At 71.8% G+C, this 16,280-nt stretch carries 16 protein-coding genes and 1 tRNA gene; 5 read left to right on the top strand and 12 right to left on the bottom strand.

What is annotated here, in order from left to right; genetic code table 11:
• The 9 genes from ACFU99_RS10205 to ehuB all read right to left on the bottom strand — a co-directional run.
• The coding region (locus tag ACFU99_RS10205; protein WP_384388586.1) for a DsbA family protein at positions 1-610 on the bottom strand (610 nt) is incomplete at its 3' end.
• A 228-nt stretch (positions 611-838) separates the two neighbouring features.
• Positions 839-1,213, bottom strand: a complete 375-nt coding sequence (locus ACFU99_RS10200) for a hypothetical protein (RefSeq protein ID WP_384388585.1) — start codon at positions 1,211-1,213, stop codon at positions 839-841.
• A gap of 65 nt (positions 1,214-1,278) precedes the next feature.
• On the bottom strand, positions 1,279-1,773 hold the full coding sequence (locus tag ACFU99_RS10195) for a hypothetical protein (RefSeq protein WP_384388583.1): 495 nt from the start codon (positions 1,771-1,773) through the stop codon (positions 1,279-1,281).
• 150 nt (positions 1,774-1,923) lie between these two features.
• Positions 1,924-1,997, bottom strand: a tRNA-Lys gene (locus tag ACFU99_RS10190).
• A 54-nt stretch (positions 1,998-2,051) separates the two neighbouring features.
• Positions 2,052-2,813: an IclR family transcriptional regulator gene (locus ACFU99_RS10185; RefSeq protein WP_384388581.1), complete on the bottom strand. Its 762-nt coding sequence runs from the start codon at positions 2,811-2,813 to the stop codon at positions 2,052-2,054.
• Between the two features lie 310 nt (positions 2,814-3,123).
• Entirely contained in the window at positions 3,124-3,930 is an 807-nt protein-coding gene (gene ehuA, locus ACFU99_RS10180; RefSeq protein WP_384388578.1) for an ectoine/hydroxyectoine ABC transporter ATP-binding protein EhuA, read from the bottom strand.
• Entirely contained in the window at positions 3,920-4,570 is a 651-nt protein-coding gene (gene ehuD, locus ACFU99_RS10175; RefSeq protein WP_384388575.1) for an ectoine/hydroxyectoine ABC transporter permease subunit EhuD, read from the bottom strand. Before ehuD ends, ehuA begins: the two co-directional genes overlap by 11 nt.
• Entirely contained in the window at positions 4,567-5,295 is a 729-nt protein-coding gene (ehuC, locus tag ACFU99_RS10170; protein ID WP_384388573.1) for an ectoine/hydroxyectoine ABC transporter permease subunit EhuC, read from the bottom strand. The genes ehuD and ehuC overlap by 4 nt, the downstream gene beginning before the upstream one ends.
• On the bottom strand, positions 5,292-6,194 hold the full coding sequence (gene ehuB, locus ACFU99_RS10165; RefSeq protein ID WP_384388571.1) for an ectoine/hydroxyectoine ABC transporter substrate-binding protein EhuB: 903 nt from the start codon (positions 6,192-6,194) through the stop codon (positions 5,292-5,294). Before ehuB ends, ehuC begins: the two co-directional genes overlap by 4 nt.
• Positions 6,195-6,372: 178 nt before the next feature.
• On the opposite strand from ehuB, the gene ACFU99_RS10160 reads away from it, so the two are divergent.
• Positions 6,373-6,873: a DUF3830 family protein gene (locus ACFU99_RS10160; protein ID WP_384388568.1), complete on the top strand. Its 501-nt coding sequence runs from the start codon at positions 6,373-6,375 to the stop codon at positions 6,871-6,873.
• A gap of 103 nt (positions 6,874-6,976) precedes the next feature.
• Here ACFU99_RS10160 and ACFU99_RS10155 read toward each other — a convergent pair whose 3' ends face one another.
• Positions 6,977-8,401 (bottom strand): amidase, encoded by a 1,425-nt coding sequence (locus tag ACFU99_RS10155; RefSeq protein ID WP_384388565.1) that lies wholly within the window; start codon positions 8,399-8,401, stop codon positions 6,977-6,979.
• Complete coding sequence (locus tag ACFU99_RS10150) at positions 8,398-9,414, bottom strand: D-2-hydroxyacid dehydrogenase (protein WP_384388562.1); 1,017 nt, start codon at positions 9,412-9,414, stop codon at positions 8,398-8,400. Before ACFU99_RS10150 ends, ACFU99_RS10155 begins: the two co-directional genes overlap by 4 nt.
• A gap of 222 nt (positions 9,415-9,636) precedes the next feature.
• On the opposite strand from ACFU99_RS10150, the gene ACFU99_RS10145 reads away from it, so the two are divergent.
• The 3 genes from ACFU99_RS10145 to ACFU99_RS10135 all read left to right on the top strand — a co-directional run bounded on the left by ACFU99_RS10145 (position 9,637) and on the right by ACFU99_RS10135 (position 12,780).
• On the top strand, positions 9,637-10,620 hold the full coding sequence (locus tag ACFU99_RS10145) for an aspartate/glutamate racemase family protein (protein WP_384388559.1): 984 nt from the start codon (positions 9,637-9,639) through the stop codon (positions 10,618-10,620).
• A gap of 39 nt (positions 10,621-10,659) precedes the next feature.
• Positions 10,660-11,424 carry a decarboxylase gene (locus ACFU99_RS10140; RefSeq protein WP_384388556.1) on the top strand — a complete coding sequence of 255 codons (765 nt, stop codon included), beginning with the start codon at positions 10,660-10,662 and terminating at the stop codon, positions 11,422-11,424.
• A gap of 198 nt (positions 11,425-11,622) precedes the next feature.
• The gene (locus ACFU99_RS10135) at positions 11,623-12,780 is read left to right on the top strand and encodes an LLM class flavin-dependent oxidoreductase (RefSeq protein WP_384388590.1); all 1,158 of its coding nucleotides are present in this window, start codon (positions 11,623-11,625) and stop codon (positions 12,778-12,780) included.
• Positions 12,781-12,828: 48 nt separating this feature from the next.
• On the opposite strand, the gene ACFU99_RS10130 is transcribed toward ACFU99_RS10135, so the two are convergent.
• Positions 12,829-14,706, bottom strand: coding sequence for a putative bifunctional diguanylate cyclase/phosphodiesterase (locus ACFU99_RS10130; RefSeq protein ID WP_384388553.1), 1,878 nt, complete (start codon positions 14,704-14,706; stop codon positions 12,829-12,831).
• Between the two features lie 330 nt (positions 14,707-15,036).
• On the opposite strand from ACFU99_RS10130, the gene ACFU99_RS10125 reads away from it, so the two are divergent.
• Positions 15,037-16,275: a M6 family metalloprotease domain-containing protein gene (locus ACFU99_RS10125; RefSeq protein ID WP_384388550.1), complete on the top strand. Its 1,239-nt coding sequence runs from the start codon at positions 15,037-15,039 to the stop codon at positions 16,273-16,275.
• Positions 16,276-16,280 lie beyond the last annotated feature (5 nt).

Genomic DNA, 16,280 nt, shown 5'->3' with positions numbered 1-16,280 from the left:
CCTTCAGATCCTCCCGGAACCGGTCGGTGTCACCGACTCCGCTCTTGCGCGCCAGGTCCACGAGCTTGTCCTCGGCGAGGGCGTCGCCCTTGCGGAGCTTCGCGTACAGCTCGTCGTGGAACGCCCAGAACTTGCCCTGCCGGCCCGCCGCCCAGGAGGCGCGGGCGGCCCGCTCCGAGTCCTTGCCGAAGATCGGGAAGTTGCGGAACTCGATGCGCAGCGTGCCGTCGTCCACGTACTTCTTGACCAGCTCGGGCTGCGTCTCACGGGTGAACCGGCCGCAGTACGAGCACTGGTAGTCGGCGTACTCGACGAGCACGACGGGCGCGTCCTTCTTGCCGAGCGCGAGCGCGTCGCCGTCCTCGCGGCGCACGGTCGCCTGGTCGATCTGGTCGTACATCTTCTGCTGCTCGGGGTCGGCCGCGGCGGCGTCCCCCTGCTTTCCCGTGCCGTCCGACGCGTCGGACGGGGCGGCGGCCGAGTCGGACCCGCCGCCGTCGTTGATGTTCTCGCCGACGGCGATGCCGGTGGCGACGAGCGCCACGATCAGCGCGAAGATCGCACCGATGGCCGCGACGCGGCGGGAGGGGGTGGTGATGCGGGAGGACATGAGTGATCGGGCTCCAGGGCTCGAAGGGCTCGATGGGTTCGCGGGGGGATAGCCGGGACGGCCGCCAGGACCAAGAGGGTCATCAGGACCGTCAGGACCGTCAGGACCAGGACCGTCAGGACCAGGACCGTCAGGACCAGGACCGTCAGGACCAGGACCATCAGGACCATCAGGATCGGAACATGCCGAAGCCCGGCCTGGTCACAGGCCGGTGGCGTGTCGACGCGGCTAGATCCGCAGAACCGGCAGGAGCTCGGCGCACCCTGCGACGGGCAGCGGCGGAGCCCGCGGGCCGCCGGCATGGGGCAGCGGCGGCGCGGTGTAGGGGAGGGGTTCGACGCCCGGCCCGGGGAGCGGGTCGGCGTGCGGATGGGCGACGGCGGCGTCGGGTCCGGGGTGCGCGGGCGCGTGGTCCGGCGTGCACTTCCCGGGGACCGAGGCCGAGGGCCCCGGCGGCTCGGCGACGACAGCTGCCGCGGCGAAGGCCGTACGCGCGGCGGGCTCGGCGTGCGCGGCCGCGAGCGCGCAGGGCTTCGGCACGAAGAGCGCGACGAGGAGGAACAGCAGCGCCGTGACGGCGAACCGCCGGCGTGAGCGCGGCATGGGGTCCCTCCTCTCTGCTGTACTGCCCGTCCGGCCGGCCACCATGGTACGGGCCGCCCCCGCCGTCAGACGGCCGTACGGGCCTCATCGCGCGCGATGGCGCGCAGCGCGGTCCGCTGGGCGTACCGGAGCAGGGCCACCGTGGTGGCCGACATCAGCACCGCGAAGAGCAGATGGCCGAACGTCCCCGCGACCGCCAGCCCGAGCGCCCCCAGCACCACATGCGCCCCCATCCGCAACAGCACCAGCCCGATCGCCACCTTTCGCGTCCCCTTCCCCCGCCACAGCCGCTTGGCCAGCCGCACCCGCGACCGCAGCACCGTCAGCGAGATCCCGATATTGACCACCACCACGGCGATCAGCCCGTACATCGCCTGCGGATAGGCCCGCACCAGGTCGTACGCGGACGACATGACCCCCTCGAAGGCGAAGAACCAGACCGGCAGCGGCTTGATGCCCCCACCGCCGCCCGTACCCCGCACCGGGTCGTCGGCCCGCCGCGAATCCTGCGGGAGCGGAGAGACCGAGGGGACCGGGGAGAGCGGAAGCGTCGTCGTCATACGGACAAGCCTGCTGTCCGAGGCCCCCACCGGGCAGAGCCGCCGATCACGACCCGTCCATGACATAAGTCATCGGGACAGGCCATCGGAGCGGTACGAGACGTACGAGAAAAGGCCCCCCACCGAAGTGGAGGACCTTCACTCTGTCTGTGCGCCGCCAGGGACTCGAACCCCGGACCCGCTGATTAAGAGTCAGCTGCTCTAACCAACTGAGCTAGCGGCGCCTGCTGACGTAAGAAATACTACCTGCTCCCAGGGGGTGCTTCTGACACTCGTCGTCACAGCGTGAGTGAGAGCAGCAGCGGGGCCGCCGAGCGGTTCAGGGTGTCGGCGGCCTGGCGGAGGCGGTGGGCGTGTTCCAGGGGGAGGGAGAGGGCGAGGCAGCCGACTGCGTGGCCGGCGGTGATGGGGACCGCGGCGCAGACCGTGCCCACCGCGTACTCCTGGAGGTCGAGGACGGGGACGGTCGCGGGGTGGCTGTCCAGCTTGGAGAAGAGGATCTTCTCGTTGGTGATCGTGCGGGACGTGAGCCGCGCGGTCTTGTGGCGCGAGAGGTGGTCGCGGCGGTCGTCGTAGTCGAGCTGGGTGAGCAGGCACTTGCCCACCGCGCTGGCGTGCGCCGCGGAGCGGAAGTCCACCCACTCGTTGACCTTGGGGGTGCCCGGTCCGTCCGCGTACTGTGTGATCTTGACTTCGCCGTCGATGTAGCGGCTGATGTACACGGCCGCGCCGAGGGAGTCGCGCAGCGCGTCCAGGGACTGCTGGAGCTTGCCCTCCAGGGCCGCCCGCCGGTCGCCGCCGCCGGAGCCGAGCAGGAGCAGTGCCTCGCCGACGGCGTACGTGCTGTCCGTGACCTGTTCCACATAGCCCTCGCGGCGGAGCATGCGCAGCATGTGGGCGAGGTGGCCGGTGGGCAGTCCCGTCTCGCGTGCTATCTGTGCGTCGGTGACGCCGCCGACGTGCTTGGCGACCGTTTCGAGCACGCGCAGGGCGTACTGAACCGAGTGGAACGGCGCGGTCGGCTCGGGCTTGAGCGCCACGGATTCCCCCTAGCAGTTTCCAGCAGGTTGCCGCTTGCGCTACCACGATAGCCGCCAAGAGGGGGAAATGGGGCGGTTGTTGGCGAGAATTGTGGCGCGCTCCGGGGCTCTGTTCAGGAGCGCGCCACTCTGGCATATGTCATAGGGATAAAAGCGGGGGTACGGGCTCCTTTAGCGGTGCTCCGGGGCGGCCGGTCGGGCCCCGGTGAAGGGGGCCGTTCCGGACATTCTCAGTGCGTTGTGCCGGACTGCGGTGTCCGGCTTACGGTGTCCGACTTATGGTGTCGGACCTACGGAGCCGCGCTCCGCCTCACAGCACCGCGCTCAGGAATTCCCGGGTCCGCTCGTGCTCCGGCTCGCTGAAGATCTTTTCCGGCGGGCCGGACTCGATGACCCGGCCCGCGTCGAACATCAGCACATCATCGGAGATGTCGCGGGCGAAGTTCATCTCGTGCGTCACGCACAGCATCGTGATGTCCGTCGTGTGCGCGATGTCGCGCAGCACGTCCAGCACGCCCGCCACCAGCTCGGGGTCGAGCGCCGACGTCACCTCGTCCAGCAGCAGCACCTGCGGCCGCATCGCCAGCGCCCGCGCTATCGCCACCCGCTGCTGCTGGCCGCCGGAGAGCTGCGTCGGGTACGCGTCGCAGCGGTCGCCGAGTCCCACCAGGTCCAGCAGCTCCCGCGCCCGTTCCCGCGCCGCGTCCTTGCCGAGGCCCAGCACGTGCACCGGGGCCTCCATCACATTGCGCAGCACCCGCATATTGGGGAAGAGGTTGAACTGCTGGAAGACCATTCCGATGTTCTTGCGCACCTCGCGGGTGTGCTTCTCGCCGGCCGGTACGAGCTTTCCGCCCTTCTCCTCGTGCGTGAGGTATTCGCCGGCCACCTTGATCGTGCCCTCGTCGGGCCGCAGCAGGGTCATCAGCAGCCGCAGGATCGTGGTCTTGCCGGAGCCGGACGGCCCGATGAGGGTCACGTGCTTGCCGGGCGCGACCGTGAAGTCGAGCCCGTCGAGGACGGTGTTCGCGCCGAAGCGCTTGGTGACGCCGTCGAAGCGGATCAGCTCGGGGGCCTCGGCGGACGCCGGGTTCGGGGTGTCGGTTTCAGTGGCCAAGGCGTCGCTCCAGGGCTCGCATCAGTAGAGATGCCGGATAGGCGATGACGATGAAGGCGATGCCGACCATCGTGAACGGCTCCACGTACTGGAAGGTCTTGGCGCCCTCCAGCCGGGCGTTCTGGAGCATGTCCAGGACGCCGATGATCGCCAGGATCGGGGTGTCCTTGAGCATCGCGATGACGTAGTTGCCGAGCGCCGGGACCACGCGGCGGACCGCCTGCGGCAGGATCACCGCGGTCCAGGTACGGGCGCGGGAGAGGCTGAGCGCGGTCGCGGCCTCCCACTGGCCCGCGGGCACCCCGTCGATGCCCGCCCGGTACACCTCGGCGGTGTACGTCGAGTAGTGCAGGCCGAGCGCGAGGACGCCGGTGGTCAGCGCCGAGAACTTGATGTCCCAGGTCGGCAGCACGTAAAAGAAGAAGAACAGCTGCACCAGCAGCGGGGTGTTGCGGACGAACTCGACCACCGCCGTCACCGGCCAGCGCACCCAGCGCGTCGGCGAGCGGAAGGCCAGCGCCCACACCAGGCCCAGCGCGAAGGCCAGCAGCGCGCCGAGCGCCGTCGCCTCCAGCGTGACGCCCAGCCCGTGCAGCAGCTCCGGCCAGAACTTCCGGGCCGCTTCCCAGTCCCAGCTCACCGCTCACCTCCGACGGGCAGCGCGGACCCCGGCTTCGTCCCGGTCCCGCGCCGCGGGAACGCGCCCTTCTCGGGCGGCTGCCCGATGCCGGCCTTGGCCTTGCGCTCCAGCAGCCGCATCAGCCGGGTCAGCACGAAGGCCAGCACGAAGTAGATGGCCAGGATGATCGCGTAGATCTCCAGGCTCGCGCCGGTCGCCAGCCGGGAGAGCTGGGCGGCGAAGGCGATGTCCGCGACGCTCATCACGGACACCAGCGCGGTGCCCTTGAGCAGCTCGATCAGCAGATTGTTGAACGGCGGGATCATCTCCGGGACCGCCTGCGGCAGGATCACCCGCCGCATCCGCTGCGCGGGCGTGAAGCTCAGCGCCACGGCCGCCTCGCGCTGCGCCGGGGCGACCGCGGCCAGCGCGCCGCGCACGATCTCCGAGCCGTACGCGCCGTAGGAGAGGCCCAGCGCGAGGACCGCCGCCCACATCGGCACGAGCTGCAACCCGAAGGCCAGCGGCATCACGAAGAACAGCCAGAACATCAGCACCAGCGCCGAGGTGCCGCGGAAGACCTCCACATAGACGCCGGTGACGAACCGGACGATCCACAGCCGGGACGTACGGGCGATTCCGACGCCGAAGGCGACGACCGCCGCGAATACCGCGCTGTATACGGTCAGCTGGACCGTGACCCAGATACCCGGTAGCAGCCAGTGCTGCCAGAGCCCCGTCGTCATTTCCCGCACAACTCCTCTGCGGTCAGCTTGGTCATCTCGGTTTCGGTGAAGCCGAACGGCCGGATCACGCGGAGCAGTTCCCCGGACTTCTTCATCTTGTGCAGCTCGGCGTTGAAGGCGTCGCGCAGCTCGGTCTCGCCGGGGCGGAAAGCGAAAGCGCCCGCGCCGTGCACATCCTTGCCGGCCACTTGCGGAAGGAATGGTTCCGTGGATTCGACCTTGGCGCCCGGGTTCTGCCGAATGACATTGCGTACGGTCAGACTCGTACCGGCGAAGGCGTCGACGCGGCCCTGCTGTACGGCGAGCAGCCCGGCCAACTGGTCCGGATAGACCTGGATATCGGTGATCCCCGCGCTCTTCGCGTAGCCCAGTTCGGCATACGCGGTGCCGCTGCCGAGCCGGGCCCCGGACCGCTTCACATCGGCGTAGGTGCGCAGCTTCTTCGGGTTGCCCTTGCGGACGATGAACGCGTCCAGGACCTCGTAGTCCGGGTCGGCGAAGATGACCTGCGAGCAGCGGTCGGCGTTGATGAACATGCCCGCCGATATCCCGTCGAACTGCTGCGAGTTGAGGCCGGGTATGAGCGAGTTGAACTCGGTCGGCACCGGCTGGACGCGGCGCACCCCCAGGCGCGGGAATATCACCTTCGCCAACTCCGGTGCCTCGCCGGTGAAATCGCCGTTCTTGTCGATATAGCCGAAGGGGATCTCCCCCGCGATCCCCAGCCGGATCGTGCCCTGCGACTTCAGCCGCTCCAGCAGATTCCCCCCGTCCTCGGCGTCCGCCGTCGACACCCGGCTACAGCCGACCGCCCCCAGCAGGCCCATTGCCGCACCGCCCGCGAGGAGCGAGCGTCGGCGCATCACGATTCTCTTGTAGTTCTCCTTGGGTGGAGCCATGGGCGCGCGGGTACCCCGACCCGTCGTATATATGCAGATCGTTTTCGGACCTTGATACAGCTGTTGTCCGGTGGGTCGATGCGCCGCAATGTGCTGTGAAGTGAGGCAAGCTGAAAGAGAGTCAGGCCCGACTACGGGAAATGTGCCACCGGCGAGCGGAAGCAGGAGAGGAACGGCGATGAGTGATCAATTCATTGAAGTCTCGCTCGACAAGCGAGGCGTGAGCTGCACGGCCCGGCTGCTGACCGACCGCGCGCCGCTGACCTGCGCGGCCGTCTGGGACGCGCTGCCGCTCGGCGGCGACGTCTACCACGCGAAGTACGCGCGCAACGAGATCTACACCCTGCTGCCGACGTTCGCCCCCGAGGAGCCGCCGCTGGAGAACCCCACGGTCACCCCCATCCCCGGAGACCTCTGCTACTTCTCCTTCTCCGACACCGAGTTGGGCACGAAGTCGTACGGCTACGAGAGCCGGGCCACACACCAGGGTCGCTCCCAGGTCGTCGACCTCGCGCTGTTCTACGAGCGCAACAACCTTCTGATCAACGGCGACGCCGGCTGGGTGCCGGGCATCGTCTGGGGTGCCGTCGTCGACGGCCTCGACCGCATGGCCGACGCCTGCCAGGACCTGTGGCGGGCCGGGGCGCTGGGGGAGACCCTCAACTTCCGCAGGGTCTGACCCTGACGCGTACGGGCCGGACGGCGCGACGCCAGTGGCCTACGGCCCGTACGCACCTGCCGCACGCAACCCGCAGGGTAGCCCGTAAACACCCCGCGCCGACCTACCGCGCGAGCGCCGGCGTCACCTGCTCGGCCACCCCGGCCTCGTACAGCGCGTGCGCCGCGCGCAGCAGTACGGCGTCCGCGTGCCGCGCCGCCACCAGCTGCGCGCCGATCGGCAGCCCCGCCTCCGACAGCCCGCACGGCACCGTCGCGGCCGGCTGCTGCGTGAGGTTGAAGGGGTACGTGAACGGCGTCCACTCCGTCCACCGCGTGTGCTTCGAGTCCGGCGGCACCTCGTGCCCCGCCTCGAACGCCGTGATCGGCAGCGTCGGCGTCAGCAGCAGGTCGTACGTGCTGTGGAAGCTCCCCATGACCTGCCCCAGCGCCATCCGCGCGTCGACCGCCGCCAGATAGTCCAGCGCGCTGTACGACGCGCCCAGTTCGGCGATCTCCCGCAGCCCCGGATCCAGCAGCTCCCGGTCGGCCGCGCCCAGCGGCTGCACGACGCGCGCCGCGCCGCTGAACCACAGCGTGTGGAACGCCTCCAACGGGTCCGCGAACCCCGGATCGACCTCCTCCACCCGCGCGCCCAGCCGCTCCAGCAGCTCCGCCGCCCGCCGGACCGCCGCCGCCACCTCCGGGTCGACCACGCCGTGCCCGTCCGGCCCGCCCAAGCCCAGGCTCGGGCTGTACGCGACGCGCAGCTCCCGCACGCCGCCGCGCAGCGACTCCTGGAACGTCGTGCCGTGCGGCCCCAGCCCCGACCAGTCCCGCCAGTCGGGACCGCTGATCACATCCATCAGCAGCGCCGCGTCCGCCGCGTCCCGCGTCATCGGCCCGACGTGCGAGAGCGTCCCGAAGGGCGTCGCCGGATACAGCGGAACCCTCCCATAGGTGGGTTTGAGACCGAAGATGCCGCAGAAGGACGCGGGAATGCGCACCGAGCCCCCGCCGTCCGTCCCCAGGCTCAGCGGCCCCGCCCCCAGCGCCACCGCCGCCGCGCTGCCCCCGCTGGAGCCGCCCGCGGTGCGCGAGGGGTCGTACGGATTGCCGGTGACGCCCTGGAGCGGGCTGTCCGTGACGCCCTTCCACCCGAACTCCGGCGTCGTCGTCTTCGCCAGGAACACCGCCCCGTGCTCGCGCAGCCGCGCCACCGAGGGCGCGTCCTCGTCCCAGGCCGCCCCCTCGGCCCGTACGGTCCGCGAGCCGCGCAGCGTCGGCTCGCCGCGCGTCAGCAACAGGTCCTTCACCGTCACCGGCACGCCGTCCAGCAGCCCCGAGGGCTCGCCGCGCAGCCACCGCGCCGCCGACGCCTCGGCCTCCCGCAGCGCGGCGTCCGCGGACACCCGGGTGAAGGCGTTGACGGCGGGCGGGGCCTCCTCCACCCGCGCCAGGTTGGCGCGCACCACCTCCACCGGGGAGAACGCGCCCGAGCCGTAGCCGGCGAGCAGCTGGAGGGCCGTGAGATCGGCGAGTGAGGTCATACGGTCCTCCGCGAGGGGTCGGTCGGGCCCGGCGGCTCAGAGGCGGCCGTCCCCGGCGTCTGCGGGGCGGCGGCCGGAACGTAGCCGAGCCGCTTGTCCACGACGTTCAGCAGCGGTTCGCCCGCCGCCCAGCGGTCGAAGTTGTCCTGGAACTGCTCCGCGAGATCGTGCCGCCAGCCCGCCGTGTCCCCGCTCATGTGCGGCGAGACGAACAGGCCCGGCACATCCCACATCCGGCTGTCCACGCCCAGCGGCTCGTTCTCGAACACATCGAGGGCCGCGCCCGCGATCCGCCGCTTGACCAGCGCCTCCACGAGGTCGTCCTCGACCACGAGCGGGCCCCGCCCGATGTTGACGAAGCGGGCCGTGGGCTTCATCCGGGCGAACGCGTCCCGGTCGAACATCCCCCGGGTGGCCGCCGTCAGGGGCGCCGCGCACACCACCCAGTCGGCCTCCGGCAGCAGCCCGTCCAGCTCGTCCGCGCCGCGCACGCCCGGCCGCGCCGTCCGCCCGACCAGTTCCGTGACGACGCCCAGGGCCGCGAGCGTACGGGCCACCGCCTGCCCGATCGGCCCGCCGCCGACCACCACGGCGCGCGACCCGGCCAGCCGCATCGTGTTCCGGTGGCGCCAGCGGCGCTGCCGCTGCAACTCCCAACTCCCGGGAAAGTCCTTGGCCATGGCGATCACCAGCCCGGCGACGTACTCGGCGATCGGCTGCTCGAAGACTCCGCGCGCGTTGGTGACCAGCGTGGGGGAGGCGGCGAGCGCGGGGGAGAGCAGATGGTCCACCCCGGCGCTCGCGGTGTGCACCCAGCCGGGCCGCGGGCCTGTCGCGGGCCACCCGTCGCGCACGGCCCGGCTGCCGAAGTCCCAGACCAGCAGGGCGTCGGCGGTCGGCAGCAGATCGGGGAAGGAGGCGTCGTCGCAGACCACCACGGAGGCGCGGCCGTCGAGACGGTCGAGCCGCACCGGGGGCTCGGTGCCGAGGACGAGAACGGTGCTATCGGACATAGGAGGGGAACCGTTTCGAAATGGGGGTCCGCTTGAGTGTCGGTGACAGTCGACAAGTACCCGGAGATATGAGGATTGACCACGCTAGGGACCTGAAACTACCGTCGTCAATAAGGCGCTGATGATGCCGACGGAACACCCTCTGTCCCGACGTCCCGGCGCAGGCCGGCACCCTGTCTCCCCAGGCCGATGGCCTTGCTCTCCGCTGTATTGGAGTGCGATATGGACGTCTCTTCCTTTCTGGGCGGCCCGCGGCCGCAGTGCGGCGTGGGGGTGGTGGCCCCCTTCGATTTCGCGCTCGACCGCGAACTGTGGCGGTGGGTCCCCGACGAGGTCTCCCTGCATCTGACCCGGACGCCCTTCGTGCCTGTGGAGGTCAGCCTCGACCTCGCCCGGCTCGTCAGCGAGCACGAGACCCTGCGCCACGCGGTACGGGCGCTGTCCGCGGTCGAGCCGGACGTAGTCGCGTACGCCTGCACGTCCGGCAGCTTCGTCGGCGGCGTCGCGGGCGAGCGCGCGATGTGCGCGGCGATGACGCAGGCCGGCGAGGTGCCCGCGGTGACGACCTCCGGGGCGCTGCTCGACGCGCTGCGGGAGATCGGCGCCCGGCGCATCGCGGTGGTCACGCCCTATACGAAGTCGGTGACCGACTCGCTGGAGGAGTATCTGGCGGGCGCGGGCATCACGGTCACCGGCCGCCAGTACCTCGGGCTCACCCGGCACATCTGGAAGGTGTCCTACCGGGACGTCGTCGACATGGCCCGGCAGGCGGTGGTCGGCGCGGCCGACGCGCTCTTCATCAGCTGTACGAACCTGCCGACGTACGACGTGATCCCGCAGCTGGAGGCGGAGTTGCGGATGCCGGTGCTCTCCGCCAACCAGGTGACGGTCTGGGCGGCGCTGCGGCTGGCGGGGGCGCGGGCGGTCGGTCCGTACCAGGCGCTGCTGGACCCCGTCGCCAGATCGGGCCCGGCGGGAATGTGCGCGTCGCCGCCGGCGGCTCCGCCGATACCGGCAGTCTCGGCCGTCCCGTCGGTCCCTTCGGCCCCGTCGCCCCCGCCGTCGATCCCGACCTCGATACCGTCCTCGGTACCGCCCGTCGTCGAGGCCGCGCTCGCGGGCCCGGCGGCCGTGCCGGACGGCGAGACGGCCGAGGGGTTCGACCCGCCGGGCCAGGCCCAAGCCCTGTCGGAGGACCCGGGATAACCGCACCACACCACCCCCTCACATAGCCAGGAGCCGCAGATGCCCCATGTGCCGCAGTCGGACCCCCGGATGGAGCAGGCGCCCACGGTTGGATTCCTCTACCCCGGATACTCCGCGGAGGACGACTATCCGCGCCTCGAATCGCTCATCGGCGGCGTCCGGCTGCCGCTCGTCCACACCGACATCGGCGAGGACGCCCACCGGGTGGACGCCCTGCTGGAGATGGGGTCCGCGGCGCGCCTGGCGGCGGGGGTGGCCGAGCTGCGGCGGCAGGGGGCGGGGGCCGTGGTCTGGGCCTGTACGAGCGCGAGTTTCGTGTTCGGCTGGGACGGCGCGCACGAGCAGGTCCGTGAGCTGTCGGCCGCCGCGGGCCTCCCGGCGTCCAGCACGTCGTTCGCCTTCGCCCACGCGGTACGGGCCGTGGGCGCGGAGCGGGTCGCGGTGGCGGCGACGTACCCGGCGGACGTGGCCGAGTACTTCACGGCCTTCCTGAAGTCGGCGGGGATCGAGGTCGTCGCGGCCCGCGGCAGCGGCGTCATCACCGCCGCCGAGGTCGGCACGTGGGGCCGCGAGGAGGTGCTGGACCTGGCGCGGGCGGGCGACCATCCCGCGGCCGAGTCGGTCCTCCTCCCGGACACGGCCCTGCACACCGCCGCCCATCTGCCCGCCCTGGAAGCGGCCCTGGGCAAGCCGGTGCTCACCGCCAACCAGGTCACGGCCTGGGAGGGCCTGCGCCTGCTCGGCCACGCGGCGGCCTGCCCGGACCTGGGGCGGCTCTTCGAGGGCGGGCGGCGGGCCCTGTAGGCGGAGGCGGCGCGTACGCCCGCATGGCGCGGCCCGTACGGGCATGGGCCCGCCGCCGCGTACGTTCCGTTCCCCGGAATTCCCGCACGGCGGGAATAACCGGAGAGCAGCTCCGGTTTACCATCGGTGACGGACGGGCGGACCAGCGCGGATCCGCAGCCGAGACAGCGACCGGAGAGGCGGGCCACCGTGGCCGAAGTGCGGGACAAGGGCGGCGTCGACGAGACCCACGACACCATTCGGGCGGAGCCCAGGGGCAGCGCGCCCGTACCCCTGTCCGTACTGGACCTGGCGACGGTCGGCAGCGGGCTGACCGCCGGCGAGGCGCTGCGCACCACCGTCCGGCTGGCGCAGCTGACCGAGCGGCGCGGGTTCCAGCGGTTCTGGGTGGCCGAGCACCACTCCATGCCCGGCGTCGCGTCGTCCTCCCCGGCCGTCATCCTCGCCCACCTCGCCGCGCACACCGACCGCATCCGCCTCGGCTCCGGCGGCGTGATGCTGCCCAACCACGCGCCGCTGGTCATCGCCGAGCAGTTCGGCACCCTCGAAGCCCTCGCGCCGGGCCGCGTCGACCTCGGACTCGGCCGCGCCCCCGGCACGGACGGTGCGACCGCCGCCGCGCTGCGCCGCACCGACCGGCTGCACGAGGGGGCCGACGATTTCCCGCAGCAACTCGCGGAGCTGACCCGGTTCCTGGACGACGACTTCCCCGGCGGCCACCGCTACGCCCGGATCCACGCCGTCCCCGGCCCCGTGCAGGGCAGCGTCCCCGGCGGCGTGCAGTCCGCGGACCGGCCGGTGATCTGGCTGCTGGGCTCCTCCGGGTTCAGCGCCCAGCTCGCCGGGGCGCTCGGGCTGCCGTTCTCCTTCGCCCACCACTTCTCGGCCGCCAACACCGTTCCCGCGCTCGACCTCTACCGCGAGTCCTTCCGCCCCTCGGCGGTCCTCGACCGCCCGTACGCGAAGATCGGCGTGCAGGCGTTCGCCGCCGAGGACGGCAAGGAGGCGCTGCGCCAGGTGCGTACGGGCGCGCTGTCGATGCTGCGGCTGCGCACCGGCCGGCCGGGCCTGGTGCCGTCCCCCGACGAGGCGGCGGCGTACGAATACAGCCCCGCGGAGCGGGAGTTCGTCGACAGCTGGCTCGCCAACGTCGTGCATGGCACGCCCGACGAGGTGCGCGCGGGGCTCGACGGGCTCGTCAAGCGGACCGGTGTGGACGAGCTGATGATCACGGCCAACGCGCACGGCCGGGACGCGCGGCTGCGCTCGTACGAGCTGATCGCGGACGCGTACGAGCTGCCGCACCTCCCGGCCGCCGCCCCGGGGAACGGCGGCCGGACGCCCGACGCGCCGTAACCGCGCACGCCCGACGCCCGACGCGCCCCGGCCGTCGTCCGACGCGTCCTAACCGCCGTCCGCCGGGTGGCCCTCCTCGGCCGCCCGGCTCTCGGGCGCCGGGAGGCTCTCGTCCGCCGGATGGATCTCGTCGGCCGGGCGGTCCTCGTCAGCCAGGTGGCTCTCGTCCGCCGGGTGCCCCTCGGAGCCCACCAGCGCGGAGATCAGCTCCGGTGTCACCGGCCGGGAGTAGAACCACCCCTGGCCGGTGTCGCAGCCGATCCGCCGCAGCCGGCGCGCCTGTTCGGCGCTCTCCACGCACTCCGCCGTGACCTTGAGCCCCAGCCGGTGCGCGAGCTCCACCAGCGCCTCGACGATCGTCTCGTCGGCCGGGTTCGGGTGCTCGTCGGTCCTGAAGCCCCGTACGAACGAGCCGTCCAGCTTCAGGGCGGAGACCGGCAGCCGGCTGAGATAGGCGAGGTTGGAGTAGCCGGTGCCGAAGTCGTCGATGGCGATGGTCACGCCCATGTCGCTGAGCTGCTGGAGCTGTTGCAGCGGCCGGCCGGCCGAGCCCATCACGGCGGACTCGGTCAGCTCCAGCTGGAGCAGGCGGGAGGGCAGCCCGGTCTCCCGCAGCACGGCCGCGACGTCGGCGACCAGGTCCGAGTCCCAGACCTGACGCACCGCCACGTTGACGCTGACGGTGATCGGCGCCGCGGGGTGCGCGAGCTGCCAGCGGCGGGCCTGGCGGCAGGCGGTCGCCAGCACCCAGCGGCCCAGCGGGACGATCGCGCCATTCTCTTCAGCAAGTCCGATGAACCGATTCGGCGCCAGAATTCCGAATTGCGGGTGCCGCCAGCGCACCAGCGCCTCCACGCCGCGCACGGTTCCGTCGTCCAGCCCGACCAGGGGCTGGTACTCCAGTACGAACTCGTCCCGGTCCACCGCCGGCCGCAGCGTGCTGGAGAGCGCCTGGCGCGTCATCCGGTGCGCGTTGCGCTCCGGGTCGAAGAGCGTCCAGCGCGCCTTGCCGTCCTCCTTCGCCCAGTACAGCGTGGTGTCCGCGGCCTGCATCAGCTCCGTGGCGTGGGTGCCGACGGACGGCCGCTCCACGACGCCGATGGACGCCGAGACGGCGAGCCGCTGCCCCGCCACGTCGAACGGCCGCTGGAGCGCGGCCAGTACGTCCGCGGCGAGGCCGGAGACCTGCTCGGTCCCGGAGGAGCCCTCCACGAGCAGCGCGAACTCGTCGCCGCCGAGCCGCGCCACCAGATGGCCGCCGGGCGCCGCGCACTCGGTCAGCCGCTGCGCGACCTCGATCAGCAGCCGGTCGCCCACGCGGTGGCCGAGGGTGTCGTTGACGGCCTTGAAGCCGTCGAGATCGAGGTAGCACAGCCCGATCCGGCCGCTGCCGCCGAGCTCGTACGTCGCCGCCTCCAGCGCCATGGACAGCCGCTCGAAGAACAGGCCCCGATTGGGCAGCCGGGTCACCGGATCGTGCATCTGGAGGTGGCGCAGCCGGGCCCGGAGGTCGTACCGCTCGCTGATGTCGGACACCGACAGCAGCGCGTTGCAGCTGTCGGGGAGCGGCGCGACGACGATCTCGGCCCACAGGGAGCCGCCGCCGGGCTGCGGGAGCCGGCGGGTGCAGCGCAGCCGGTCGCGACGGCCGTGCAGCACTTCGCGGTACGCGGTCCAGGTGCGCGGGTCCGCGCGCAGATCGGCCAGGTCCGCGGCGGGGGTCGCGGCGAGCCGGGCGGGATCGGCGCCGAGGAGCGCGCCGAGCGCCGCGTTCGCGGTGAGGATGAAGCCGCCGCGGTCGACCACGGCCATCGCCAGGTGCGCGCCGTCGAAGGCGGCGCGGTAGTCGGCGAGACAGTCGGGCCGGTACTCGGCGCGGAATCCGGCGTGGTGCTCACCGGAGGATGCGCTACGTTCAGTGATCATTGGCAGCGCCGTTGCGGGCACGCCGCCCTGGCCGTCGGGGGTTCCGCTCACCGCTCGCTCCCGCGTGGCTTTGCTGGAAATGTGGCGATCATAGAGGTTCACGCGAGGGCCGTTCCAGCGACTCAGTCGTGATCAACGGCACTCAGGGTGAGCGTTTGACCGGTTCCGATCGATTGATTGGGGACTGTGTCGGCTGGCTGATCGCACGTGACTGAGTGTTACTTACCCCGTAGAGGGCCGAGTCACTCGACTGGGGCAGTGGAACAGGGCGTACCACCGCGAACCGCCACAGGGTGGGTGGGTGTCCCGATTCCAGCCCGGGAGGTCGACGTGGTGCGTCCGCAGCCACCCGAGGGAGTGCACCGGTCACGGCTGCGCCGCGCCGCCGCCCTGCTCTCCTCCCTCTGCGCGGTGATCGCCAGCAATGTCGTCGCGGCCCCCGTGCAGGCGGCCGGGTCCGCCGGGCCGTGCGCGCTGCCGCGCAGCGAGGCCCACCACTCCGAGGGCCTGGACTCCTGGGACCCCGCCTACCCCCGCCCCCGCGGCCGGCTGCACGCCGTCATGGTCTTCCTCTCCTTCCCCGACGCCGAGCCCGCCACCGGCCCCGGCGACCTGGCCGCCGACCACTTCCCCGGCACCTCCCGGTTCTTCGAGCGCGCCTCGTACGGGAAGTTCAAGCTGGACGTCCACCCCACGAAGCGCTGGCTGCGGATGCCGCGGAAGTCCACCGCGTACCGGATACAGCGGGACTGGGACGCCGAGCACCGCTCCGCCTATCTGCGCGACGCCATCGCCGCCGCCGACCCGGTCGTGGACTTCAGCCGCTACGACGTCGTGTACCTGGTCGCCGACCCCGACGCGCCCGGCGTCGACTCGGACGCCACCAAGGTCATAAACCTCGACGAGCCGATCTCCGTCGACGGCGCCCCGCTCAGCCGTATCGTCACGGTCTTCGAGCACCACCCGCCCGACCGCAACGTGCTCGCCCACGAGACCCTGCACGTCTTCGACCTTCCCGACCTCTACCACCGGCCGACCGACGGCAAGGGGGACTGGGACACCCACGTCGGCGACTGGGACCTCATGGGCAGCCAGTTCGGACTGGCCTCCGAACCCTTCGGCTGGCACAAGTGGAAGCTCGGCTGGCTCGACGCGCGCCAGGTCGACTGCGTGCGCGGCCCCGGCACCGGACTGCACGTCCTGGAGCCCCTGGAGGCCCCCATGCAGCCCGGCGCCGACGACCGCACCCGGCTCATCGTGATCCGTACGGGGCCCACCGAGGCGGTGGCGGTGGAGGCGCGCGGCGTAGGGGGAAACGACGCCGGGTCCTGTGCGGAAGGGGTGCTCGTGTACCGCGTACGCAGCGACACCGCGTCCGGCGACGGGCCGGTCCAGGTGCTGGACGGGCACCCCCGGACCGGCGCGTGCGTGGGCGCCTCGGTCTATCCGCCGCTGGCCGACGCCCCGCTCGACATCGGGGAGAGCGTCGGGGCGGGCGGCGGGGTGCGGGTGACGGTGGAGGGCCGCACAACGACGGGGGCGTGGACGGTGAAGGTCACCACGAAATAGGAACG

It is taken from the genome of Streptomyces sp. NPDC057654 (genome assembly GCF_042800135.1).
Lineage (GTDB): Bacteria > Actinomycetota > Actinomycetes > Streptomycetales > Streptomycetaceae > Streptomyces.
This window is presented reverse-complemented; position numbering and strand designations above follow the sequence as displayed.